Source organism: Virgibacillus kekensis, assembly GCF_042654125.1.
GTDB classification, from domain to species: Bacteria; Bacillota; Bacilli; order Bacillales; family Amphibacillaceae; genus Lentibacillus; species Lentibacillus kekensis.
In genome coordinates this window covers 12,954-39,240 of record NZ_JBHSFU010000008.1, presented here as the reverse complement: position 1 = coordinate 39,240, position 26,287 = coordinate 12,954, and the positions used below count along the sequence as shown (strand labels likewise).

Annotated in this window: 22 protein-coding genes; 8 read left to right on the top strand and 14 right to left on the bottom strand. The window is 34.6% G+C overall.

Annotated features, from left to right (window positions below; translation table 11 throughout):
- Positions 1-309 precede the first annotated feature (309 nt).
- Together ACFO3D_RS14450 and ACFO3D_RS14445 are read right to left on the bottom strand one after the other, a co-directional pair.
- A complete protein-coding gene (locus ACFO3D_RS14450) occupies positions 310-783 on the bottom strand; it encodes a GNAT family N-acetyltransferase (RefSeq protein WP_390297459.1) in 474 nt (157 codons plus the stop codon).
- A 93-nt stretch (positions 784-876) separates the two neighbouring features.
- Positions 877-3,024 (bottom strand): type IA DNA topoisomerase, encoded by a 2,148-nt coding sequence (locus ACFO3D_RS14445; RefSeq protein WP_390297456.1) that lies wholly within the window; start codon positions 3,022-3,024, stop codon positions 877-879.
- 443 nt (positions 3,025-3,467) lie between these two features.
- Here ACFO3D_RS14445 and ACFO3D_RS14440 point away from each other — a divergent pair, with 443 nt between their 5' ends.
- The gene (locus ACFO3D_RS14440) at positions 3,468-3,605 is read left to right on the top strand and encodes a recombinase family protein (RefSeq protein ID WP_390297453.1); all 138 of its coding nucleotides are present in this window, start codon (positions 3,468-3,470) and stop codon (positions 3,603-3,605) included.
- A 22-nt stretch (positions 3,606-3,627) separates the two neighbouring features.
- Complete coding sequence (locus ACFO3D_RS14435; protein ID WP_390297449.1) at positions 3,628-3,900, top strand: recombinase family protein; 273 nt, start codon at positions 3,628-3,630, stop codon at positions 3,898-3,900.
- A gap of 142 nt (positions 3,901-4,042) precedes the next feature.
- Here ACFO3D_RS14435 and ACFO3D_RS14430 read toward each other — a convergent pair whose 3' ends face one another.
- A complete protein-coding gene (locus ACFO3D_RS14430) occupies positions 4,043-4,309 on the bottom strand; it encodes a hypothetical protein (protein ID WP_390297446.1) in 267 nt (88 codons plus the stop codon).
- Between the two features lie 305 nt (positions 4,310-4,614).
- On the opposite strand from ACFO3D_RS14430, the gene ACFO3D_RS14425 reads away from it, so the two are divergent.
- Positions 4,615-5,232, top strand: coding sequence for a hypothetical protein (locus ACFO3D_RS14425; RefSeq protein ID WP_390297442.1), 618 nt, complete (start codon positions 4,615-4,617; stop codon positions 5,230-5,232).
- 102 nt (positions 5,233-5,334) lie between these two features.
- Positions 5,335-5,571 carry a hypothetical protein gene (locus ACFO3D_RS14420; RefSeq protein ID WP_390297439.1) on the top strand — a complete coding sequence of 79 codons (237 nt, stop codon included), beginning with the start codon at positions 5,335-5,337 and terminating at the stop codon, positions 5,569-5,571.
- Positions 5,572-5,688: 117 nt separating this feature from the next.
- Here ACFO3D_RS14420 and ACFO3D_RS14415 read toward each other — a convergent pair whose 3' ends face one another.
- The 6 genes from ACFO3D_RS14415 to ACFO3D_RS14390 form a co-directional block, all read right to left on the bottom strand.
- Entirely contained in the window at positions 5,689-6,306 is a 618-nt protein-coding gene (locus ACFO3D_RS14415) for a YecA family protein (protein ID WP_390297436.1), read from the bottom strand.
- A 149-nt stretch (positions 6,307-6,455) separates the two neighbouring features.
- A complete protein-coding gene (locus ACFO3D_RS14410) occupies positions 6,456-6,917 on the bottom strand; it encodes a hypothetical protein (RefSeq protein WP_390297433.1) in 462 nt (153 codons plus the stop codon).
- A 48-nt stretch (positions 6,918-6,965) separates the two neighbouring features.
- Complete coding sequence (locus ACFO3D_RS14405; RefSeq protein ID WP_390297430.1) at positions 6,966-7,469, bottom strand: helix-turn-helix domain-containing protein; 504 nt, start codon at positions 7,467-7,469, stop codon at positions 6,966-6,968.
- A gap of 80 nt (positions 7,470-7,549) precedes the next feature.
- Positions 7,550-9,040 carry a 23S rRNA (uracil(1939)-C(5))-methyltransferase RlmD gene (rlmD, locus tag ACFO3D_RS14400; protein ID WP_390297427.1) on the bottom strand — a complete coding sequence of 497 codons (1,491 nt, stop codon included), beginning with the start codon at positions 9,038-9,040 and terminating at the stop codon, positions 7,550-7,552.
- 333 nt (positions 9,041-9,373) lie between these two features.
- Positions 9,374-10,366, bottom strand: coding sequence for a DNA/RNA non-specific endonuclease (locus ACFO3D_RS14395; RefSeq protein ID WP_390297424.1), 993 nt, complete (start codon positions 10,364-10,366; stop codon positions 9,374-9,376).
- A 608-nt stretch (positions 10,367-10,974) separates the two neighbouring features.
- Positions 10,975-11,961 (bottom strand): HNH endonuclease, encoded by a 987-nt coding sequence (locus ACFO3D_RS14390; RefSeq protein WP_390297421.1) that lies wholly within the window; start codon positions 11,959-11,961, stop codon positions 10,975-10,977.
- A 230-nt stretch (positions 11,962-12,191) separates the two neighbouring features.
- Between ACFO3D_RS14390 and ACFO3D_RS14385 the strand changes: the two genes are divergently transcribed.
- A complete protein-coding gene (locus ACFO3D_RS14385) occupies positions 12,192-14,984 on the top strand; it encodes a UvrD-helicase domain-containing protein (RefSeq protein WP_390297418.1) in 2,793 nt (930 codons plus the stop codon).
- Positions 14,985-15,924: 940 nt separating this feature from the next.
- On the opposite strand, the gene ACFO3D_RS14380 is transcribed toward ACFO3D_RS14385, so the two are convergent.
- Complete coding sequence (locus ACFO3D_RS14380; protein ID WP_390297415.1) at positions 15,925-17,589, bottom strand: AIPR family protein; 1,665 nt, start codon at positions 17,587-17,589, stop codon at positions 15,925-15,927.
- A gap of 429 nt (positions 17,590-18,018) precedes the next feature.
- Here ACFO3D_RS14380 and ACFO3D_RS14375 point away from each other — a divergent pair, with 429 nt between their 5' ends.
- Both ACFO3D_RS14375 and ACFO3D_RS14370 read left to right on the top strand, forming a co-directional pair.
- The gene (locus ACFO3D_RS14375) at positions 18,019-18,978 is read left to right on the top strand and encodes a hypothetical protein (protein WP_390297412.1); all 960 of its coding nucleotides are present in this window, start codon (positions 18,019-18,021) and stop codon (positions 18,976-18,978) included.
- Positions 18,979-18,991: 13 nt separating this feature from the next.
- Positions 18,992-21,790, top strand: coding sequence for an N-6 DNA methylase (locus tag ACFO3D_RS14370; RefSeq protein ID WP_390297409.1), 2,799 nt, complete (start codon positions 18,992-18,994; stop codon positions 21,788-21,790).
- A 73-nt stretch (positions 21,791-21,863) separates the two neighbouring features.
- On the opposite strand, the gene ACFO3D_RS14365 is transcribed toward ACFO3D_RS14370, so the two are convergent.
- From ACFO3D_RS14365 to ACFO3D_RS14350, 4 genes are all read right to left on the bottom strand, one after another.
- A complete protein-coding gene (locus ACFO3D_RS14365; protein ID WP_390297407.1) occupies positions 21,864-22,739 on the bottom strand; it encodes a DNA-methyltransferase in 876 nt (291 codons plus the stop codon).
- Positions 22,740-23,548: 809 nt separating this feature from the next.
- Positions 23,549-24,508 (bottom strand): hypothetical protein, encoded by a 960-nt coding sequence (locus tag ACFO3D_RS14360; protein WP_390297405.1) that lies wholly within the window; start codon positions 24,506-24,508, stop codon positions 23,549-23,551.
- A gap of 46 nt (positions 24,509-24,554) precedes the next feature.
- Entirely contained in the window at positions 24,555-25,337 is a 783-nt protein-coding gene (locus tag ACFO3D_RS14355) for a MobA/MobL family protein (protein ID WP_390297403.1), read from the bottom strand.
- Positions 25,276-25,482 carry a MobA/MobL family protein gene (locus ACFO3D_RS14350; protein ID WP_390297750.1) on the bottom strand — a complete coding sequence of 69 codons (207 nt, stop codon included), beginning with the start codon at positions 25,480-25,482 and terminating at the stop codon, positions 25,276-25,278. Before ACFO3D_RS14350 ends, ACFO3D_RS14355 begins: the two co-directional genes overlap by 62 nt.
- Before the next feature lie 172 nt (positions 25,483-25,654).
- Between ACFO3D_RS14350 and ACFO3D_RS14345 the strand changes: the two genes are divergently transcribed.
- Complete coding sequence (locus tag ACFO3D_RS14345; protein WP_390297401.1) at positions 25,655-26,188, top strand: DUF2441 domain-containing protein; 534 nt, start codon at positions 25,655-25,657, stop codon at positions 26,186-26,188.
- The last annotated feature ends 99 nt before the right edge of the window (positions 26,189-26,287 follow it).

Here is a 26,287-nt window from a genome sequence, read left to right as displayed (position 1 = left end):
GGTATGATTCTGCTTTCTAAAGATGGCCCTGTTAGGGGTCATCTTTTTAATATTTTGTTATGAACTTTATAGTCATACCTTTTACCATAAAAATATCTCACCGAAGCATTCAGATGATGTATGCTGTGACGGTTACATACACACAGAAACAAACATTTTCATATATTACTTTTATAGTCAAAGGAACTAAAAAAGAGGCTGGGTCAAAACCCATAAAAGTATTACCCTAACTTAATGATCGTCCGCTTACGTCTTTAACGAATTAATCACCAAATCTCATATACTAGCAGACATTCTGTAATAAAAATTTCATTCAAGTATAAATACAAATTCTTCCACTTCTTCCCCGCGTGCGTTAGAAAACCCAATGTCCTCGCCAGAGATTGTAAAACCGCATTTCTCCAGTACCCTGAGTGACCCTATGTTGTCCTTTGCAGCACGAGCATAAAGTGGATGAATTGTAACGTGTTTTGTAAATTCCCTTAAAGCATTGGTAGCGATTCCTTTGCCCCAATATTCTTTTCCTATCCAATAGCTGACACCGGGTACGGCGAACTGCTCAAAACATAGAATATTTCCAGCAACATTTTCCTGAACAGTGATCGTTTGCTTGATGATGTCTTTGTTCGACAGAATTTTGTTCCAATGAGTTAAGAAGCTTTCCCAATCACCCGGGTCCTCACTTGTAAATGCCGCCATATGATTTGCATCCAGATCCTGCTGGTGTTTGAAAAAAACCCGAAGATCATCTTCCGTTACGTCCCGCAGCATTATAGCGCTCATCACAATTCCCCCTTGCAGTTTATTAGGTTTAGCATACGCTTTACCCCTGATATTAATAGTGTAGCCACCACAAATCTGAAAGCTGTGTCAGCATCATTTCACACCCATCCCCGAATCTTTGAAACAAAATTTAATCTTATAATCTTCATCCAATGCTAAAGCTGTACTGAACGTTTTCTTCCCCTTAAATCCTTTTAGAACTTTCGTTTGCTTTCTTTCACACAATGTTTTAATCGTATTCCTAGTCAACGCTTTCCCTGCTAATTTTTTCGGGAATGTCACTTTACATCCCTCTTTATACGCGGAACATCCATAAAACTTGTATCGGTCCACAATCGAGCCTTTAGAACAGGCAGGGCATTTGGCGATTGGCTCATTCCATTTCTTTTTCTCGCCGGTGCTTCGAATGGAAACCTTTTGAATCGAGCCGGGAGTGTCCTGCATTAACTTTTCAATAAACTGGCTTGTCTGTTTGATAAACACTTGTTTTGATCCTTCACCACTGCCGATTTTCTTTAAGTATGATTCCCATTTCGCCGTCATGGAAGGACTTGATAACAGCGTTCCTTCAATTGCTTCACACAACATTATTCCTTTATTTGTAATAGAGACGGTGTTTTTTCTCACTTCAATATACTTCTGCGCCTTTATTGTTTCAATAATGCTTGCACGAGTTGCCTCTGTCCCCAAACCTTCGACTTCCTTTAAAATCTCCACATCTGCCTCGTCATCCATCAGCTTTCCGCAGGTTTTCATCATATTGATCAACTGGCCTTCTGTGTACGGCTTTGGTGGCTGTGTCATACTTTCCTTAATATGAACCTCCGCGCCTACCTTTTCACCTTTTTGGACATTCGGCAGATTAGGTTCCTTCTCCTGTTTTGATTTAGACGGCTTCGGAAACAGCTCTTTCCAGCCACTTTTCACTTCTCTTTTGCCGGTAGTTTTAAAGGGTAGATCATGGACATTTGTAAAAATGGTAGTCTCTTCATACACGTAGTCCGTGTGAAACATCGCCAGGGTGGTGGCCAGAATTTCATGATAAATATTCTGTTCTTCACGGCTTAGTCCGCTTAGCTTCTTTGAAGTGGGGGCTGACTTGGTCGGAATGATTGCATAGTGTTCCTGAACTTTGCTGCCGTTGACATACCGTTTATTTGGTTTCAGGGACGCAGGTGTGAACGAGATGTTCAACACTCCCTGATAGGAATTCAGGTTTTTCACTAAATAAGCAAACTCATTTTCGGTTATGAAGTTACAGTCGGTTCGCGGGTAGCTGACAAGTCGCTTCTCATAGAGTTTCTGGAGCGTCTTGAGGACGTGCGACGGTGTATACTTCCAGCGTCTGTTGGCTACGCTCTGCAGGGTGGACAGCGAATGCAGTTTAGGTGACTTTTGGTGTTTTGTCTTTTTGTTTATGGTTTGAACCAGGCCGGTTAACGATTCCTTTTCTTTCAGTCCGTGTTCATCCATAATTGCTTGCACCTTTGTCTTATCCTTTTCCTTAACTTCAGCCATGCCTTTGTATGTACCTGCTGCAGCCTGAAAAGACCCTTCAATCTGATAAAAAGGCTCGGATTGAAAGCTCTCAATTTCCTTGTGCCTCTGATAGATTAAATACACCGTGGGAGACTGCACACGTCCAATCGTTAAATAGCTTGCGAAACCTTTTTTCTGCAAAAGCAACGTAAACAAGCGACTGGCATTGATTCCAACCATCCAATCACTGATTTGACGGGCTTTCGCTTCATCAAACAACCGCAAATCCTTCTCGTTATTCTGTAAGTTCCTAAATCCTTTCCGAACTTCATCCTTCTCAAGTGAATTGATCCACAATCGCCTGATGGGCTTTTCTTTTACACCCGTTAAGCGGAGAATACTGTAAAAAATGTTGGAGCCTTCCCGATCGACATCGGCCGCATTCACGATCACATTCGCCTGTTGGAACAATTTTTTGACAGCCTGAAACTGTTCCCACTTTCCTTTAGAAACTTTCTCATAAAACTTTTCCGGGACAATCGGCAACTGATCGAGTTTCCATTTCTTCCATTCAGGTTTATAGTCATGAGGCTCTTTTAATTCAACCAGATGGCCGACTCCCCAGGTGATTGTCGCACCATCCGGGAATATATCATCCGGCTTTAATAGAATATAAGTTTTTGTTTTTTCCAATATCGTAAAAGCTTCTGCATATGCTTTAGCCTGAGAAGGTTTTTCGGCCAGGATGACCACTTTTGTCATGGTCTCCACTCCTTTCAATGAACCATTAGAGTACTTTATTTGTTTTTGATTAGGGAATATAAGAAGTTTAAGCATTTCACTAGCATAATTTTACCCTATTCTAAGAGAATGTATGTTCCCATCATATCATGACAGTTAGTCTTTTGGCTATTGCCACTCGAACATATCCAAACTTCTTAATTGCCATTTCTATTCCCCTTATTGATGTTGTTGTATTTGTTGTTTGGTATGTCATAACTATACTCCAATTGTACCAAAAGGTTTATATACTTTTGGGACGTTTCATAAGTTACCATGTAGACATTATGAGACGCGAAAAATATTATTTATGCTACTGCTGCTGATAGTGCCAAAACGTGTACCTTTTAGAAGGGTATTTTTGATAACGGTAGAATAAGGGTTATAGGTGTCTAAAAAGTTAGTATAAAAAGGAGTTCGAAAAAATGATTGTTGGTTATGCAAGAATTTCAGATAAATCGCAAGAAATCGGAACGCAAATCGAGGAACTGAAGAAATATGGATGTAATCGGATTGTGCAAGAAGTGATTACAGGAGTCGCCGAAGAAAAAAATTCTGATTGAGGAATTAAAAGAAGGCGACACGTTGGTTGCGACGCGCGTGGACCGTTTGGGGAGGTCGGCGCTGCAAGTGATGCAGCTCGGAAAAGAATTAAGAGAAAAAAATGTGCATCTGGTCGTTTTGGATCTAGGAGTCGATACACGGACGATTGGCGGGGAATTGATTTTGAACGTGATGGCGGCATTCGCTGACTGGGAACGAAAAAACAATAAAGAAAAACAGCGAAGAGGAATTGAATTGGCTAGGAAAAAAGGAAAACATCTTGGCCGTAGAGGCGAATATGGAGCTCGTTTCTAGGGAATTTTACCAAAATAGCTGATTTTCGTTAAAATCATCAAAAAATAGGATAGGTGATCAACATGGCAGTGATTGATAATTTGAAACTGATCGACAAAACAAAAAATCCACCTATACAAAAGGTTGATTAGCCTATTTTGGACTAGAGATTTTCTTTATCTGTCTTTCTTTTATCGTACTTGGCTTTGATACCTTTAACTCCTTTAACACCTACACCAATTAGACCTAAACCACCCAAAATGATTACCCCTCCGGCCATTTGCCTACGTGGTCTGAAATGCTTAAAATCGTCATATCCGTGCAATCGTTCTAAAGTTATAGATTTTCCGTTTCTCAAAACTTCTTTTTTAGGGTCATTATCGCCCCAAGCATAAAAGAACTCATTAACTAATTTTGATAATTTAGACATAATTATCATATCAGCCTCCTACTATATGAATTTAGTTTCAATACGATCATATTGAGAAAAGGTTTCAAATTTCTATTTCAATAGCAGAAATAACGACTGCTTACTTTCGCTAACCTGCAACGTTAGTTTAATAACAGCATGACATTCTTCAATGTATGTTTCTATAGAAAAACTTACATTCATATAGCAATACACCACAAGGGAACCGTTACGGTATGTTCAGGGTTGACACATGGTTATTTAATGAATATAATGGAAACAAATAATAAACCCTAACGGAACCGTAAGGGTAAAGGAGAGATAATATGAAAAACGTTAATATTTTTCAAATGAAATCCAAACCACATGGAAAGGAGAGGTTCGATGATTTTGTCCGTGATTCATTCGTGGCCATTGGTTGGCCGGGTATTGGAGATTTAACAAACGTAAGTAAAGATGAAATCAGAGAAAGATTAGTAAAGAAATATAAGTATAAAGGGCAGCAATTAGGAACCTATTTAGGTGCAGTCAACGCATTTGCAAATACCTTGAAGAAAGGAGATTTAGTTCTAATAACAAATCGTCTAGACCAGGTATATATTTTTGAAGCTGGAGATTATCGTTATGAAAAAGATTATGACAACGATACAGATGGTATGTGTCACCAAAGGTCAGCAGAATTACTAAAAGTTATTAATAAAGCTGACTTAACTCCTGAAATCCAAGAACTACTAAGAAATCGGGGAACGATTACCCAATTCAAATATCCTTATGAAAAATCGGGATTAGATAAGCACCTTGATGAAACTGAATTAAAGTTGAAAGTAAATCTAGAACAATTAGTCAATAAAGCCCTAGGGGTTTTAGAAATTGAGTTAGATTCCAGCGATCCGATTTGTCGTATTAAAGCCGCAGCAGAGATTCTACGTTATACCAAAAGTTAGTTTAAGGAGATATTAAATTCATTTCCTTTTATTATGATTAATGTTTACTTCTTTCTGTTGTTGTATAGTAATTCTAATCAATGAAATGAAAGGAGAGGTTTTATGAAGATTAAATATGCCAATTTCGAGTTGGAAACATCAAGCGACAAAGAGATAGCTGCAGTAGTTGGTATCGCTACAATGGGGTTTGGTTTTCTAGGCAGCTTAGTTGTAATACTAGCAAAGCAAAAACAGTTAGCACCACTTTGTGAAAAAGCTTTAGAACTACTTATCAATAGAAATCATGATGTAGTTTGTATAGACCCCCCTTATGGTTCTGGTACATCGAATAAAGAATAATGTTTTACTGATTTTAAAAAATGGTGTATTAACATATTTCGTTGTTAATGCACCAATGTTTTATCAAAATTCTTTTGTAGGTAATAATATTTCTTCGGGAAAAAGATATGGAAATTTTTATATTGATTCGGAAATCGACATTTTTCTATATGAACTATAATATTTGCTAACAGCAGCACCAATATCATCAAGGAAAATTCCTGAGTTTTCAGCTATGGTTTGCATTATCTTAAGAGTGCTTTGAGCTTTTCCTTCCATAATATACTGGCCAATAGACTTACTCATGATTACTTGGGCCATAGGATCTAAATATTGTGTTACTCCGTATTGATAATCTATTTTTTTGCCCGTAGCTACTGATTTTCCAAAGAGTACGGGTGGAAGTTTAATATCATTTAACTGATTCATAATTGCAATATCTATTACCTCGCCATCTAACTCAATCCAAGAATGGTCAAATAAATAGTTATCAATTTGAACTTCACCAATTCTGACAACAGAATTGAAACCTTTTTCAGTCAGTAGGATATGGACAATTGCAGAAATCAAATGACACCCACCCTGGTAATTATGTTCTGCTATAAAATCAAAAGCACCTTTTACAATATCTTTAACTTGTTGCTCACATTCAAAATTATCGATACCTATTGCCCAGTTTTCACTCCAATTCAAACAACATTTCTTGTATTTCTTTCCACTCCCACATATGCAAAGATCATTTCTACCTATCCCCATGTATTTCATCTACCTTTCTATCTCAATCCAGTCGCTGTTTAATCCTTTGAATATGTTAACTGGTATCTCAACTCTATTTTGTCTTGTTGGTCTTTTTCTTTCCATTATCCTCACCTATCTTTTTTCTCTACTCTACCAATATAGCAATTTTATTTTAATCGAATGATTTTTACACCCTTATCTTTCCGTTTTTGAATTTCCTCATTGTATTTATCGAATGATTCTTTCTTAACGGCAAGTGTTGTGTAATAGGGTATCGAATCTTTTTTTATAGATCGATATAATTCATTAATTTTCCTCTTTATGTATTCAGCCATAAAAAAAGTTATTGCGTCTCGTTTGTCTTCACTACCTTTATTTTCTATATACCAATTTGCTAGTTTTTGAACATTTATTTGGTCGGGCATAATAAAGTGGCCATCAAGATATTCTGCAGAACCAATTACTGTATCTACTGTACCAACCACCGACATTCCATAACTAGCACCCAGTTGTGAATAATGAACTTTTCCAGAGTAGTTACTAGCATATTTTCTAATTAATGGAATTGCTATATCCTCACTTGTTTCAATATCTTGTAAATCTTCTGGTGTTAATTTTTTATCTTTCACTATTTAATTCCCCCCCTAATCCATTTTGCTGTTACTTTTGAATACAGTTTAGTCATAGTTGCGATATTTTTTCAAATCATTATGGATTTCCTCAATGGCAGCATGAGATAAGCAAACAGTAATCTCCATATTATTTTTATCACCTATCTTCAGGTACACCCCTCCATCTTTAATGGTATATGAAATATTGGAATGGGCTAGTGGTTTATTAATTCTCTTTTCAACTTTCTTTTTTTCTAATAGCTCCGGATAACGTTTGTAATGTTCCCCGAGCGCTTCTTCATGTTCAAAATCAATTGATTCATCATCAAGTAATAGTTCTACACTCCCACTTGGAAATTCTCCACTCTTCCAGGCATCAAGAATAGCTTTATGGAACAATAATAATCTATCGGTCCCCCAGAGCCTGGAATAAGGTATTTTATCTTCTTTTATCATTTTTCTAAGCTTGTATAGGGATATATTTAGGTACTCTGCCGTCTCCTTTGCTTTCATTGGTCCAACAAACCACTTTTTTGCCTCAATCTCTCCTTTTAAAACTGCACCAATCATTTCTTCCACTTCCTTTTAAATGATGAACATATCTTAAAAAAGCCTTCCGGATTAGGAAGGCTTACACACGGTACATCTCATTAATTTTTTCTAACAAGTAGTGAACAACACTCCACGTGTACTGTCTGCGGAAACATATCAACCGGCTGAATACTTTCAACTGCATAACCATTCTTCGCCAAATACTTCAAATCCCGTGCCTGTGTCACCGGGTTGCAGGATATATACACTACCCGATTGGGCTGCATCTTCACCACACTGGATAAGAACGCTTCGTCACTACCGCTTCTTGGCGGGTCCATAAACACCACATCAGCTTTCTCACCGCGTGCTGCCATCTGCATCATGAACTCCCCGGCATCGCCCTGATAAAACCGGGCATTTTTCATGCCGTTGCGCTTTGAATTGTGGATAGCGTCGCGAACCGCATCCTTATTCAACTCCACGCCAATGACCTTTCCGGCTTTCTTACTGGCAATCAGCCCGATAGTACCGATCCCGCAATACGCATCCACCACGGTTTCCTTTCCAGTCAGCTCTGCCATTTCAATTGCCTTTGCATACAATTTTTCCGTCTGGACTGGATTAATTTGGTAGAAAGATTTCGCAGAGATATTGAACTTAAGACCGCAGAGAGTATCTGTTATGGTCCCCTTGCCAAACAGCACTTTTTCCTGATTGCCCAGAACCATGCTGTCATTCCTCTTATTCACGTTCAGCAAAATGGTCGTAATCTCCGGGTGGGCCTTTCTTAGTGCTTTCACAAAATTATTCTTCCCTTTGAACATAGGTGAAGCAGCTACCAGCACTACCATGATTTCACCGCTTTTCTTTCCGACCCTCACCAATACATGTCGCAAAAAGCCTCGTCCGGTGTCTTCGTTGTACGGCTGCATTTTAAAGGATTTCATCATTCCTTTGATGGTTTGAATAATCTCATCCGCTTTCTGATCATGGATGATGGACCTTTCCATCGGTATGATCTGATGGGAATTTTCAGCGTATAACCCACATATAATCTGCCTTTTTTTATTCAAACCGAACGTCATGACATTTTTATTACGGTAGTAAAACGGAAACTCCATGGTTATAATTGGCTCTGGTTTTCCGAATGGCTTCATTAGTTCATCTATGAATTTTTGTTTAAAACGATTTTGGGCATGCTCATTCATGTGATAAAGGTGGCATCCCACACCCTCGTTAGGGAATGAAAGTGTTAGGTTGGCACGGTCTTCTGAAGGTTTTATTACCCGCTTCAGCTTTGTGTCGATAAAGCGCCCTTTCTTGAAAATGTTCACTTCACCCGTTTCACCAGGCAACAGACCAGCTATCTCAAGCTGCTTTCCTTTCCACTGTACAATGCCCTTGCCTTCATTGGTGAGTCCTGTACAGGTTACTTCTGCAGTTATGCCTCTTTGGTTACTCTGACGCGGAGTATCCGTTCTGTGCTTGCCTTTGGATTTGCCGCTCGTTCGACTCGCTTGTGCCGAGTGCTGTTTCCCATACTGTTTTTTAGATTTATGGTGTTTTTTTCCCGATTTTATATTTCCGTTGTTCTTTTGTTTATTCATGGGCACTTCACATCTTTCCTTCTTCTTTGACACCTCATTATATACTACCTAATGCCGGCAGTAAAACGGGGTATGTAAAAATACTGACTTTAGGAATTGAATTAGCAATTCTTCTGGTATACTTAACATTTTATATTAACCATAAATCTAAAAGTAAGTAACAGGTCACTAGTTTGAATGCAATAATAAATGTATATTATCATGTTAAAAATGACATAAAGAAAAGAAGCTTCTCAAAAGTTTTTTAATCACTTGAAAAACTTCCATAACTAATGTAGTAAATATAAGTTCAATGTTATTTCGTTCAATTATTTTGCTCAAAGTTCTAGAGACTTACTCTCCAACCATCCCATCTCCGTCATTATCTTGCATATAGGAGTATAACCAGTGATCACTCGTTATCGGCATATTATAGCCAGCTTCTTTTGCTTCTTTAATTGTTACCTGTCCATTACCGTCTTTATCAACACTAGAAATATCACCGGTTGTGATTGAACTAGTCGAATCGGAAGGCTTACTGTCTGTTAAACCGAGTGATGCGTTTACTTCATCAGGGTTCACATTTTCAAATGTATCAACGATCTCGCTATCCATTAAAGTATAGGTATATTGATAGTTTGAAGGAATCTGTGTTTCCGTATTCGGATATGTGATAATTGCTTCAAAATTATAGGCTCCACCTGCGCTGCGGATTGCGTGTTCCATATATGCTTGATCACCATGTCGGTTGAGCGTACTATTTTGTGGGGTAATATTATAAGCATTCGAAACCCCTCCGAGAGAATCAGCAATAATATGTCCTTCATCTAACACGTCACTTTCAACACCAGGAACCTTTGCCTCATCAGAGTAGTATCTGCCAGACGATAATACAGGTTCGTTTCTGTCATCCTGCAGAACAATTTCGTCTGCAATGACACGTACTAGTTGCCCGTATTCATTGGTGAATGTCCAATATTCACGCTCCCCATAACCAATATCAACAACGACGTTAGGTTCACGATGCCCTGACAAGTCTCCACCATCAACTTCAATAAGTTTGTATCCTGAGAAGAGATCATCACTTGTGTTGGTTGGCGTTTCCTCTACTACTGGATCATCAACAACCGTAGTGGTAGCTTTTTCCTTTTCACTATTTTTATTTGTATTAGCTGTTGTTCCTTCTTGTGGATCTGTTTCTCCATCTGTTTCATTATTTTTATTGGTAACCGTGGTTATTTCTTGTGAATCTTTTTCTTTAGCTGTAATGGATGTATCTTCTCCGTTAGTACACCCAACCATAAAGATAAGAATCGTTAAAATTAAATAGGTCATTTTCTTTTTCATTTTGGAACTCCTCTATATTTGTTTCATATTGTCATTCTAAAAATTTCGCAATGTTAACATAGATTACCATTGCGTCTGTTGAAAAAATCATATGGAAGATGGTAATTGGTCCTTAAGACTCACGCTACCGACAAGTCTAATCTTCTATTCTCCCATAAAATTTCAAATCCATAGCCCCTCCTTATGAGAGATTAACTGTTTTGCAACCTTAAGACCACCTTTTATTGATACAGTTGGCAATACCTTAAGGCGTTATAATTGATTTCGTGGCAGTAAGAAAAATTTTTTTATACCTTCATGGAATTTACTTTCCAACGTTTTCATATTATCTCTCTCAATACCAATTTACCTTTGAAGGTTTGATTTATTTTATTGTCGTATTTGTATTGACCATAATATTTACTATACGGAAATTTGAGCATCGTTAAATATGATAAATTGCCCTAACGTAATATCTAGGTTCCACACCTTTGCTCGAGGATAGGTTAGCAGCTAATATGTCTGAGGCTTTACAATTGGAACATTATGTTCAAAAGTTTCAAATGTATAAATTAGTCATTGTTTAACTTTTCATTGGTATATATTCCCCGTTCAACTTTATAGGCTATTTAACAATAACACGATAGCAATTGTTCAAAAGTTATTACAATCCCAGCTTCTTTCAGTAAATCTTTTCTATCGTCATATAATTTTTTTAATACCACCTCGAAATCCTTACCATAGTGCAAAAGATTATGGCAATGGCTACATAAAGAAACAATATTCTGTTCTATATCTAATGAATAAGGAAAATTATTGTGAAAGCTTAACGGTATTAAGTGGTGTGGTTCGGTATATGGATTACCGTCTCTTTTTCTTATAAAGGATTTATGCCTATTGTCAAATTCACATTTGAACTCAGCCCTTTTTAAAGCATTTATCGCTACTTTCAAATTTCTAGGATAGGTGAATGACCCTTGACCACTTGCTTTCAAAGGTAACTTTTCTTTAGGTTCGCTAAAGTAAGGTGTTACCTTACTTTTTTCTATCTCAATGTTTTCTATAGCATCTACTAAGTCATTATCATCAAGAACTTCCACCTCATCTAATTCTAACAAACCGACTTCCTCTCTTACCTTACGCACGTCTTCTTTGCTTACCTCATCTTGTTGGATTGATTCTGTTTGTTTTAATAAGTACCTTGCTAACTCTTTATTCGCTGAGAACAAATAGCCCGTATTCCCTCTACCAATTGAGTTAAACGGTGCATTATGTGACGGCTGAAGTTCTAAAATTTTTGTGCTATGATCCGAAGTTATAATTGGATTGTTTATCTCAATATATCTGGTATCTACTCTCCACCCTTCATCTTCCCATAACTTCTCTTTCCTTAGTTCCTCTGGCTGAATGGCAGCGAAAACATCAGTAATTGCGATGCTTATGGCCACAATTTTTTTCATATAACTATGTATTATCAAATCACCCTGTTTAACATCCTTCATACTTTCCCAATGAGAAACACGGTTTCCATTTTTACTTCTTTTCGGTGCCCATAAGTATCCGCCTTGTTTTTCTTTAAGATAACTCTTATTTTGAAATACGAAATAGTAATTCATGTGGCATCCCTTTCTTGTTTAAAACAAAACTAGTATATTTGTATTATACTACTATTTTTTGCACATTTCGAAGTTTCGTGGAAGTTTGTTTACGGTGTTATAATAAATACCCTACTCCTTCCGTTAAGATAAAAAATACTCCTGGATTGTGAAAATAGGATTCTCAAGTAAGAAATATAAGTCTAGAACCCAGCTTGACCATAATTTATTAATAGAGAGTTGGAAATTATATGGTTGAAGTAATAATGATATGTATCTTGGTTATCGGAGTCTTAAGTATTGTTATTTTTAATAAGATCAAGAAAAAAAGAACACTTAATAATCCTACTTATATAAAGTTAAATAATTCTGTGAATAAATTTCTTCGTGAGATCGAACATTATAAAACTATGTATTTTAGATATAGCGTAAAAGAAGAGCTTCGAATTGAATACATAAATGATTTTAAGTTACTAAGTTCACATCCCACCTTTGTGAAGATTAACAAGAATGGCACCTTTGCGAAATTTCATGACATATATAAAAACTTGGACCATTTCGTTAAGGAATGGAATGAACAATATGTAACTCAAGAATTAGAATCTAATCAGGCATTTTTAAGCGATATTGATGGCAAATCATTAGACCCTCAACAAAGGAAAGCAGTTGTTATTGATGAGGATAATAATTTAGTTATCGCTGGTGCAGGTAGTGGTAAAACTCTAACGATTACTGGAAAAGTGAAATACTTGGTGGAAAAGAAAAGAGTAAAGGATGATGAAATATTACTCATTTCGTTTACTAAAAAAGCAACTGATGAGATGCAAGAGCGAATTAGTCAAAAGCTTAACATAGGAGTCGAAGCAAAGACTTTCCACAAACTAGGTTTAGATATTATTTCAAAGAAGTTCGGTTATAGACCTGATGTTTTTCAAGATATAGATGAAATATTAGATAACTACCTTTCTAATGAACTCATTAAAGATACAAAATCTATGTCTCAAATAATAACTTTTTTTGGCTACTATTTAAACATACCTAAGGATATGGAAGAATTCGAAAACTTAGGGGAAGCGCAGGATTATTATCGCAATATAGACCTCGAGACTTTAAGATCAAAAGTTTTAAGTAAAACCAATGAGCTAAAAAGACAAAAAGTCACGATTCAAGGTGAAAGAGTAAAAAGCATAGAGGAAGTAATTATTGCAAATTTTTTATATTTGAATGGGATCAACTATGAATATGAAAGAGTATATCCATATGCTTCAAGCGATCCTTACCGTAAAAAATATAGGCCAGATTTTTACTTATCAGATTATGACTTATATTTGGAGCACTTTGGTATTACGAAAGATTGTAGAGTGCCTTGGTTATCGGAAGTCGAAGAAAAGAAATACCTAGAAGGTATTAAATGGAAAAGGGGCTTTCACAATAAAAACAATACCACTTTGCTAGAAACGTATTCTTATTACAATAAAGATGGGGTTTTGCTTTCGGAGTTAGAAAAAATATTGAAATCGAGCGGAGTTGCATTTTCAGAAATAGATTATGGTCAAGTTTATGAAAATTTATTTGCCGCTGACAACGGTAATAAATATTTCACTGAATTCAAAAAGTTGATCAAAACATTTATTGGATTGTATAAATCGAAAGGTTTTTTAGAAGATCAATTTAGACAATTGCATCAAGATGGAAGAAAGATTGAAAATAATTTTCTAAAAAGAAGAACTGAATTATTCTTATCAATTGTTAAACCAATATATGAAAAATACCAAAAATATTTGAAGGAATCTGATCAAATTGATTTTAACGACATGATTAACCTTGCAACTGACATCGTCCAAAATGAGGAAACAGATTTAAATTTTAAATACATTATCATTGATGAGTACCAAGATATCTCTTTTAGCCGGTTTAAACTGATAAAAGAAATTAAAAACCAAACGAATGCAAAGATTTTATGTGTTGGTGACGATTGGCAGTCCATCTATCGTTTTGCGGGTAGTGATATAGATTTATTTACAAGCTTTGAAAAGTACTTCGGATATTCTGTGTTATTAAAAATTGAAAAAACATATAGAAACTCTCAAGAACTAATAAATATTGCTGGGCAATTTATTAGTGCTAATCCTAAACAGATTAAAAAAGAATTAGTATCTGATAAACACAACAGCAATCCAATCCGTATTATAACTTATGATAAATCAAATAATATGGATGATTGGAAGCTGCTTCAATCAATTGAAAAAGCCATAGATGAAATAGTTTACCTAAACGGCGAAAGTACACAAATATTGATTTTGGGAAGGAATAATTTTGATATAAATGTATTTACTGATGACAAGAATGATAACAACAATGCAAAAGATAATGAAATAAGAAAAAGATATAGAGTGAAAAAAGTTGAAAACCGAGTTGTTATTCAATATGCAAAATACCCAAATCTAGAAATATCCTTTTTAACAACTCACCGATCAAAAGGGTTGGAAGCTGAAAATGTAATCGTAATAAACTTAGAAAATAAACTTGTTGGTTTTCCAAATAAAATTTCTGATGATCCGGTGCTTTCGTTAGTATTAACCGATTTGGATACATTTGCTTATGCAGAAGAAAGAAGATTGTTTTACGTAGCGTTGACACGCACACAAAATAATACGTATCTAATTGCACCAGAGTACGGACAATCAGTTTTTGTAGATGAACTTATTAAGAAACAAGGAATTAAATTCGACACCTTAACGGGTAAAAACTCTTTAGTAAATAACCCTAACTGTCCTAAATGTGAAAAAGGTTATTTAATACTTAGGGAAAACACTAATAATAGAGCAAAGTTCTTAGGTTGTACCAATTATCCTCTGTGCGATAACACATTTAAACAAATTGCGTTGTTGGACAATTATATTACTTGCCCCAAATGTGGTGGATACATGGTAAAAAGGAATGGTAAATACGGGGTGTTTTACGGCTGTACCAATTACCCGTTCTGCAAAAACAAGTTTAATATTGAAGGAAGAAATGTAAAAGCATCTTATGAAAAAATTTAATACACAGCTGCTTTGTGGAAGTGGATCTGATCTCAACTTTATCCATCCATAACTATATTAAGAACATTCCAAGGCTTGGACACGATTCCGGGCCTTTTAGTATACTTGCTCAAAGATCTGATACTCTATATCTGTCTATCCAGCAAAACCATAATCATCTTTTTTGTAGATAAGCATTTTCTCTACAATTCGCAGCGATTGCTGTAATGGTTATTGCGTCTTTTATGACTTCGATTCACAACCTGATTAGCTTTCTATTTTAGTTTTCGAGTAGGTCCTCGCTGGTCTTCATATCATTCCACTCTTATAATACTCGCTGTTTTATAAGATGGCTTAATTAATGATATTGATAAAGATTAAATAGAGCACTTTATGTGTGTATTGCTACAGCCTTGTTCCCCCTTTTTCACGGAGTGTTAAAGAGTACGGAGGAAAGAATACTTGACTATTAAATCAATAAAAATACCGCTATCTTTTAATCTAGTATAATTTAAATCTTGACATCTTTTATGAATAATTGTGTTCCAAACATCTAATATGACTTCTTCTTGCTCCTTAACCAAATTACTACATTTCGGACAACGCAAATCTTTCACCTCCATTACCAGCCCTCCGGTGATTACAATAACTATTTTATTAAATATAAAAGGGAGGATAGTAATTAAAAAAGGATAATAAAAAGTACAATAAGCTACTCACTATTACATTAGAACATTTTATTGTTGTACATTGGATTAAGAACTATTTATGTCATAAAAAAATGAACCCCTACCGTCGTAATCAATGAGAGTTCTGAAACACCCTACTGAGATATACCCCTTTACTTCCGATAGCTATAATTAATGAAATATATGTTCCTATCCGAAAGCTCAAAAATATAGGAGGCACCAAAAATAAACCTCCTATATTTTTATCTATGTAAGCTTATACAAACTGTAAACTAAATTCCTTTAAAATGCTTATCTAATTCATCTTTAAATCCCTTTTGTATTAATTTACGCGCCTCGGAAAGTGCACTGTCTTGTTTATATTCAATTAAGACTTTTTCTATAAGTTCGATATTATTATTTATATTCGAATTGAATTCATTCAGATATAACGCATAGAAAATCTTTTGCTCGTATACATTATAACTGCTTTTTTCATATGAATTACTTATTTCAAGATATTTTTCTATCACTCTAACAGCATCATCGATATCAAAATTATCCTCACCGAAAATCTCATCATAGTATGTATCAAAAATTCTTTTCTTTTGATTACTTGCACGATCAGGATAACCAAGTTTTGAATAAAGGAGTTGTCCAAATTTTTCCATTGAAATACGATGATCATATTCTATATCATTTTCACCTAAGTCTCCAACCTTTCTAACATACAAAATCTTGTGGTCTTTTAAGATTTGTTCAATTTTCATTTGAAGTGAGTCTAAAGACTTTAAATCAACAGGTGATATTGCATTTTGACTATTAGTAAACTCAGCAATTTTATTAGTTAATCCTTCTTGAGTTCCGGTCTTAAATACTCGAACTAATACATTCGCCTTATTTAATATTTCTTCGTCATAATGAGATTCTTTAAAATCATAAAGTGTTCTTAATGATTGCCCTCCATTAACCACTTGAAAATCTTCTAATGAAATTTTCCACTTTTGATTACCATTTACTGGTTGCACTTCAATATCTTTTGACGTCATCGTTATACCATTATTATACATAAAAAACTTAGAAGGTTCTGAGTTGAGTGTCTTAAAAATGTTTTTATTAAATTTGGTTTTCCCTAAATACCCTCTCACATTATCGAACAATACGGAAAAATCTAATTTTAAGTGTTCTATTTCGTCCATATTCTCATAACTATACTTATTCCTCATGTCTTTAGATGAACTTGTAATTCTAATTAATTCGCCTATTGATAATTTCATTAAATATGACTTATAAGTAGACAAATCTTCTTCTTCATACGATAACACAGAATTTCTATTTAATAATAGAGTTGCCCCTATTGGTTCTGGTCTCATTGATATAAAATTGCTAAAATCCCCAAGTGTATATGTTATAACTTCTAACCCATATTGAGATTGTAAATTTCTAATAGCCTCACTATCAGTCGATAAACCATTATTTTCATTTGAAACCATATATAATCTTAAATTCCAAATATCATCCGAATTAAGCCTTTTAATTATTTCATCCACAAAAGCTTTAGTTTTACCTGATATTTCACTGCTATCTGAGTTTTGAAAAGCATTTACGAAATTCATACTAATTAAAGCGTCATTTTGTGATAAACCTCTTCTTGGATTAAAGTTTTCACGAAATTTGAAATTAAATAGATTAATAGTATGGTATTCTTCATCTATATCCACAGCATCTATTCCCAAGTCTATATTTTCTAACCCAAATACAATACTGTTAAATTCAGTATCATTAATTTTCTCTTTTAATTCATCAATATCTTTATTATTTGTGATGCACTCTAGAGCGAATAAATAAAACCCTAATCTTGCCTGTTCAATTTCCGCTACTTCCTTATTGAGTTTCAAATATTTATAATACATCTTAGATTTCTTCTTAACTATTTTAAAGTCATTTAATGTTGCCAATGTAGTTCACCTCAATATTTTTTAATGTAAATAATATATATTATATCATTAGCGAAAATGTATTAATATAATTACTTGCTATAAGTATTAATGATTATCCTTTATGTGACACTTCTAGTCCCTACAAAAAATAACCGCACAACTCCAGTGAGTGATTGACTTGTTTTGATTAACAACCGACTATTTAATGTACACCTAACTTAAACAAATGCTAATCCTGATCTATCAAGCATTCACATTGTTCATTTAGACTTGTTCAATAAATAAATTATTAACTTTATGATAAAAATTTTATATGAAAGAAATCTTTATCTAATACTGAAATTTAATGATGACATATTAAGTTAACTACTTTTCAACTATTTATATAAGTGAATAGTTAATGTAAAATGATCTTACTTAACAATAAATAATTTCAGGAGGGTTAATTTGATTAGTGAACCTGTTTCAAAAAGATGTGATAACAGAAAAATGCAAGCACCTCAGCACCCTAATACTACAGACGCAAGTGAATGGTTTTCCATTAAATATTTACCAAATGGCTATTACACGCTTTCATTTGATTTTTTTGTAAATTGGAGAACATACCAAATTTCCAATGAAATTTGGCTAAAGAGAATAGTAAATCACAATTCATATAGTAGTTGGCCAACAACTAACAAAACAACTGTTCAATCAGCACTAGATCAATGTGAAGGAAAAAATACTCTTAAAAGGATTGGATCATTTGCTTCGAAGCGTAATTTAAGGGCTATATATCATATCTTCAAAGACTCAATAAATTGGGTTGATTACCCTGCAAGTTTTATATCAACAGAAATTAATAGTAAGGGTAATATAGCAAGAATCACAAAAAACGATTTAGGATTTATTAAGGATGAAATTATTAGATTATCTGGGAAGAAAATTTATGTAGGTCAAAAAGGATTAAGCTATTCTTCGACCGCGTTAGAATGTTATCTAGCTAATCAGAAAACAGGTGCTACTTGGCCGGGGGACGTTGATGCCATATTATTTAATAAGGATGACGAACCTATCTCTATTATTGAGTACAAGAAAAATACAATTCATCCAAGGAAATCATATCATACACCTATTATTAAAGAGGGGCTTTCAAATTTTTACAGTCCTACTAAATGGGCTAAAGATAACTCTAAATACAATCGATTATCCATATTTCGTGACTACATAGGGGATAAAGAACTTCCTATTATTATAGTCTATTATCCTTCATGGGAATCCGATAAGCCAGAAAAAAATATCATAAAGCTTGAAGAAATTGGTGGTAAAGTAAACAGTCTAAAAACAATTCAAGAAAAAACCTTAGCAGTACCGTATACAACTAAGGATAAGAAATCTTTAGTTGCCACTCTCCTAAACATGGTTTGAAAGGGTGTTAAAAATGAACATTACTAATTATAACGAAAGAAGTTGGGCAATAGACGTAATTCAGGAAATAACTAAATGGGCTGATCAGAGATCAGTCATGGTTAAAAGGGCTGGCGGGGAAACTACCGTGAACACAGGAACTGGAAGTCTTTTTCCCGACGTCCTTTTGTACGGGGACAAAAACACCTTGTCAAATATATTGCAAGGTTGGGAATTAAAATTCCCTGATACCCCCTTAACAGACCAAGAATTAATTAAGAATGCCCGTAAAAAAGCTGACATCTTTGGTGTAAATAGTTTTTTAGTTTGGAATGTTAAATCTGCTGCCTTATATATTATAAATGACAAAGGTAATCATGAAATATTACATACATGGGACAATCTAAATTATGTTACCAAAAGAGAACACGTCAAACAATACAAGAATGAATGGACAGATATGTTACATAATATTCTAAGTGATATATCTGATTATTTTAATAATGGCACAATCAGAAGTGCCTCAATTATTGATTCCATAACAGGAAACGGAATTTCAAATTTTATATTGGGTAACACGGACCAAGTAGCACAACAATTAGAAGAAAAAGCACAAGTTGATGGAGATTTCTTTGACGATGTTAACATTTGGTGGCTTGAAAGTCGCAGAGAATATTTAGGAGAAAAAGACCCTTGGATTCCGCTTGCTAGAATTATACTAATCTCTTGGACTAACAAACTAATATTTGGTCACTTATTAAAAGGCTTTCGCGAGGAAGCAAATGAATTCAATAACATAACAGGGGATATTACCGTTAAAGAAGCTGTTGAAAAGATTACTTCTATTTCTGAGAAGTGCGATTTCTGGAATATATTTAGACCTAGTTTAGGAGAATACTTAATACCTGATACGGCTTGGAGGGGACTTGTAAAGTTTAATGACCTTCTAACCCGATTAAGATTGGAGGAAGTTGATCAATCTCTATTACAGGATTTATTAAGGAATACTGTTTTTCGTTCTCAGCGTAAAGCTGCTGGGCAATTTTCTACTCCTAGGTCGTTGGCAACCCTTCTTGCATCATTAACCATTAAAGATAAGAGTTCTAATGTCATTGATCCTTGTTGTGGAACTGGTACAATTGCAAGAGCATCTTACGATATTAAATTGAACGCAGGTATTAGTAATAAGGATTCTTTAGAATCAACTTGGGCTAGCGATAAGTTTGCTTTCCCAATTCAAATGGCTACCTTGGCACTTACCAGCCCTGATAATATGGGGGAAGTTATACCTATATTCAGAGAGGATGCAACACAACTACAGCCTAACATGTTAGTAAATTTGTACGATCCATTTGATGGTAATATATTATCAAAACAACTACCAAAATTTAAAAATATCACTTCGAATTTACCGTTTGTTCAGCAAGAGGACTTAAAGAAATTAAACCCAACGATAATTAACGATATAAATAGCACAATCTCTAACATTGCTGAAGAAAAATTAATGCTTAATCCAAGAAGCGATTTATATGCGTATATCCCGTTTTCACTTTGGTCACTGTTAGAAGATGGCGGTAGGTTTGGTTTAATTATTTCCAACTCTTGGCTCTCAACCAATTGGGGTGGGGATTTTAGAAGTTTGCTAAACAGATTCTTCCACATTGAAAGTATAATTACATCAGGAAATTCACGTTGGTTTAAAGAAGCAGATGTTGTGGCGAACATAATTATTCTTATCAAAAAAGATAGAAAAGCAGTAAAGTTAAATAATCCTGAAACCGATGAGGAAACTTCTTTTGTAACTCTGAAAGAAAATATAGAAGAATTGGTAAGAGATGATGATGGAAAAATCGATTATACAAATGCTAATCATCTTTCCTCAATCATAAGGACACAAACTGAAGTAAATGATAATAATCTAATGATTTCCTCATATTCTAAAGAAGAGATTACCATGGCAAAAAACTTGGGGCTTGGTTTGAACTCCCTGTTTGCAAATACTAAATGGCTAGCTACGGTTTCAAATAAAATGGTTAGAGTTAACACTTTATTTGATTCCATTCGTGGAGTCCGAAAGGGCTGGGACAAAATGTTTTATCCTACGAGTGAACATGGAATTGAAAGTGAATATATAAAACCAGTACTTTTAAATTCAAAAAGCATTAAATATCTTGACACGCAAGCTACCTCTGATGCCTTTTGTTGTGATGTCACAAAAGATGAGCTAAATCAACTGGGTCATACAGGTGCATTAAATTGGATAAATACTTTTGAAAAAGGAGTAAACAATACTGGTGTACCTTTACCGAAATCCATTCACTCTACAAAGAAAGAACGTTGGTATCAAATGTTACCAAATCAATTAGCTGAAATAGTAATTGGTATTAATCCTGGGGATAGACTCTTCTTCGCAAAACTCGATAAACTATCATTTATAAACCAAAGATTATCAGGGCTAAGCAGAAAAGACCCGGATACTAACTTAGATTTATGTCATGCATTATTAAATAGTGTTGTAGGTCTATTTTATATTGAGGCTTTGGGATTCGGAAGAGGGTTAGGTGCTCTAGACTTAAGATCCACAGACTTAAAAGAACGATTTTTTATGCTAAATCCAAATTTATTAGACCAACAGCAAAGCAATAAAATCTTATCTAAATTCCAAGCTCTTAAAAAACGACCTATATTACCAATAATACAAGAGCTTAATCATACTGACAGGGAAGAATTTGATAATGCTGTTCTTGAGTCATATGGTATTTTGCATTTAAAAGATGATATTAAAAAGTCCTTAATTACACTGTACAATATTAGAACATCAGTAAATAAATAACCTTTAAACATGTAAAAGGAGAGCATTTATCTGCTCTCCTTTTACAACTTGTGAACCACAGTATGGATGTAACTTAATTTTTAATTGACACCTCATTTAATTCCTCAGCCTGAAATCCTCCTATTAAATTAACATTAAATAATGCACTTTTTTTATCTTTATCTAATTGATTCCAAGCAGTATGAAGCCTTTCTTTACATACCTCTAAATAGTCAATAGATCCTTTTTTAAATAGTTCAGCATCTTCATTTTTTTCAATTCCGATAAAATTACGCCCTTCTAATAGTGCAGCTACCAAAAACGAACCGCTGCCAAACGTATTGTCTAGTACAATATCCCCCTCGTTTGTGTAAGTACGTATCAAATACCTTCCTAATTGAATTGGTTTTTGAGTAGGGTGTACCACTTTCCCTTCCGATTCCGCTGTTTTAACATAAATAATATCTGTTGGGTATCTTTCTCCTTCACTCTGCACTAATACAGGAGAAAAGTCACCATAACTTCCAGTAAGTTGATTTTTACGAACCCCCTTACTGTAAGAATCACCCTCAATCATTTGGGGATTATATGTCGGCTGTTTTTTATAAAAGACACAAATATCTTCATGTTTTCTTAAAGGTTGCTTCTTAGCATTTAGAAAATTAGTAGATTTAGATTTCTCCCAAACCCATTTATATTTATAATATCTTTGATTACTAAGTATAAGCTTTGCAGTAAAAATTCCATTTGAGGTAAGAACAATTGCACCATTATCTTTTATAATACGATTATACTCTTTCCATAGTTTATCTAAAGGTATCACTGTGTCCCATTTATTTTGAGTTGTCCCGTACGGTAAATCACAAAGAATCATGTCTATTGATTTATCAGGAATTTCTTTCATCTTTTCTAAGCAATCTGCCTGATAAATATTATTTAAGAGTTCTTGTATCGTTTCGAAATTTGTCATGGAAGCCAGACTCCTTTTTTTAAAAAGATTTACATGAAAATAATCCTTTTCTAATATATTTCTAATTATAATTCATTTTCTCCAATATCTCTATAGTACTTACCAATCTTATGTGTTATTGCTTTTTGTTTTCTTTGCTTTGTCATGCTTCCTATCATTCCTGTGGATTGATACCTAAAATTAGAGTACTAAATTAATGAAACTTCTCGATTTCCCACTGAAAACATGGATTCATATATACGTAAAAATCCATATCATTGAATTTGCTAACATTTTAATAAGTCTGTTAGCAAGGACTGAATAATTTGAGGGTGAAGTATAGTATAAGCTTATAGGCTTGTTATGGGAAGCACATTAACAGAAGCTTTGAGATTATGTTTACAACATCATTAGTTATTCAATGAGCTCCTGCTTGTGGAAATTATAATACCGCCAACATTCACTATTCTAATACCAGACCCTAAAATATGTCCGATAAATAAAGATTTCCCTATTGTTTTTTTCTGAAATAAGAAAATCCTTCTCCGAGCCAACCGGAAAAGGATTCTGAAAACAACTAGAAGGTAAGGGGGAAACCCCTTCCTTCACCACTTCTTGCACTTCTAACACTTTAATTATATCACGAATCTTTATTTTTTAGTAAATCATTTACCAATTGTTCTCTGGTCATTTCCCCCATACAAACCTTGCGTATAGCCTCTTTATCCTCTGCGGTCATGTTGAAGCCCTCTACTTCTAGTTGTCATTTTACACCCTGCCAATTCTTCTCGAATTGGTCTCTTGAAATTGGTTCGCCCCTAGCCATTCAATCACTCCATTTCTAACTCATTGTTTTTACCTAGCGTCCTTTCTTTCATCTTAGATTTGCTTTTACGCTTAATTTTATCATAATCTTTATCACGGTCATGTGATTGATTGCCCAGATTATCGAACAGTTTAGCAATACCACCAATATTAGCCCCTGCCTGTACAAACTCTTTATCGTATAAATGAGAAATGTCTTTTCCTTCTCTAGCAAGATCCTTTTCCACCAGTTTAAGATCCTTAGAAAGCACTCCTGTACTTCTATTTTCAAGATGTAATTCGAGAAGTCTTGCTTTTAACTTAGTTGGTGTTTGCTCAATCAATGTTGATGGTTGGTTTTGGTACTTAGAAGATAGACTTTCATTCACTCTACCATTCAACACGCCTTTTTCATTCTCACGTTGATTAACCTGATACTTAGCAATTTCAAGTTTAAGTCTTGTGTCATAAATCTTATCTCTTGTTGAACCACTACTATAAATACCGCTGTACTCTTTACTCCACTTAGCAACACTTCGATTAGCAATTAACAAGCTGTGTTGATTATCTTCCCAATCCTTCTTCAACTCTATATCATTAGCACGTTCAGATGTGTAATGCTTGAACAACTCCGGATTTTCAAATTCCTCAATCTGTTCATGCTTAACATCAGTTTTTAAATACTCCTGAACATACTCATGTTTCAAGTCAGTAATCAATGTGTTGTACTCTTCTGTCACATGGCTGTATTCAGAATAAATTTCACTAAACTCTTGATGAACAATTTCCTTCTGAACTTCAAGGGCAATTTTGCTGTGCTTTTCAGATTCATGGAATGCGTTCAGATTTCCTTCGTATTTTTGGGCTTGTTGATTAAGCCCCTTAATTTTATCGCCCTTTTCCTCTGCGAATCGTTGAGGTAACAACCCATATCGCATACCTCTTGATTTATCAATATTAAACTCTTTTTCTGCATTGTCTAACAAACACCTAGCTTACGCCCTGAAAACTCAACAGATTTACCCCAATTCTTTACAGTTTCATATTATCTTTTGCTTTTTCATAGGTCACATAACCATGAATACGCTTTGCGACAAACTGCATTGATTCAGCTTGTTGATTTGACAAAGGAAATGTATCTCTAACATTAGGGATATATTGCTCGTCAATTTCTCTTTCAAGTACTTCTTTATAATCTTCTAAACTAATGATTTCTTGTTGTAGTAAATCTTTCAATTCATTTGTTTCTCTAATATCCTGATTAACCATTCCCATATGTGTTACTGGCTCGTATTCCTCACCCTTTATTTGAGCTTGAATTTGAGCTTCTTGTTCAGCTTTCAACTCGTCATAAGTCAAACGGTGGGTAGCATATTTATCAATTCCTCGTTTTTCATAAGATTCATGAGAAACAGAAATATTTAAACCTGATTCGTTATAATATTCATTAACTTTTCCAGCCCAATTTTCACGCCATGTTTCTAGCGTTTCTTTCTTTCCCCAATCGGTCAAGAAAATGTTTCTCGATCTAACATTTCCGTTAGGCGTTTTTGTTTTATTTCCATCTTCATCAAGAATATATTCCTTCTTAGTTTTCTGCCCCCATGAACCATTTTCATTAAACGGTCTAATAGTCAACATGATATGGGCGTGTGGATTATGCTGTTTATCTCTATGAATAGAAATATCAGCTACCATACCACGTTCAACGAAGTTATCTTCTGAATAGCTTTTCACTAACTCCATCTGTTTTTCATTGGATGGATTCGCTTGGCAACGCAACTCGAATTTCCCTTGATAATTGACTATTAACATTGCTCTCCACTCGTTCAACTTCATTCCAAAGCCTTTCACGATCATAAACAAAGTCAGGTGCGTGTTTAGGGGCTAATATTAGGGTTTCAGGTTGTACTTCTCTTGTTCTGTAATCCTTATACTCTTGATCACCTTCACACCACAACTTTTCACCACTACGATATGAAGCAGAAGCAACAGCAGATTGTCCTTTACCTCTTGAAATGATGTTTGCCGATAAATGATAGTACCCCAATTCCAGGGACTTTATTCCTGCATGTTATGCAGGATTTTAAGGTCTTAAAGCCGAATTAATTGATATAAGGGAGGTAACTTTTATGTACGCATATCACATAGACAGAAGTCATTCAAATCACTTTAATAAGGGGGATAATATAGTACTCAGTAAATCAATTACAAATTTTGAGGAAACAAATTTATTACTCGAGACTCAATTTTCAGAGGGCCTAACAAAACACGGACAAAAGTACCTAACTAATTCTATTGATCCCAGAACACCTTGGAATAATTTTTATGAAACAATTTTTGAATACGAAAGGAAAATTAATTTTCCCGAAAAAATTTCAAGGTACCAATCTCTTTTTGCATTGGAAAAATTAGATGATGTTAGATATTGGGAGGAAGTCTTTCAGTTAAAAGGGAAAGAACCAATTTGGAAAGTTTATGCTCCTGACGACAAGGTATTTCGCGCGGATGCCTCATGGTTCACACTAGAAAATTTCGATCAATCTACATTGCGTATTTCTTATAATGCTAGACAGTATTGGTCGGGTAATTTAAGGGAAGGTTATAGTGCTAAGCCTGAACTATTAATTAGGGGCTCTATGCGATTAGTTGAACGTGTCAGGTAATTTATCTTAAAGAGTTATTAAAGAGTCACTAAAGAAGATGTGTCATTTAGGAAAGATTAACACAAATATACATTTACAGACAACATTGAAAAAGAGGCT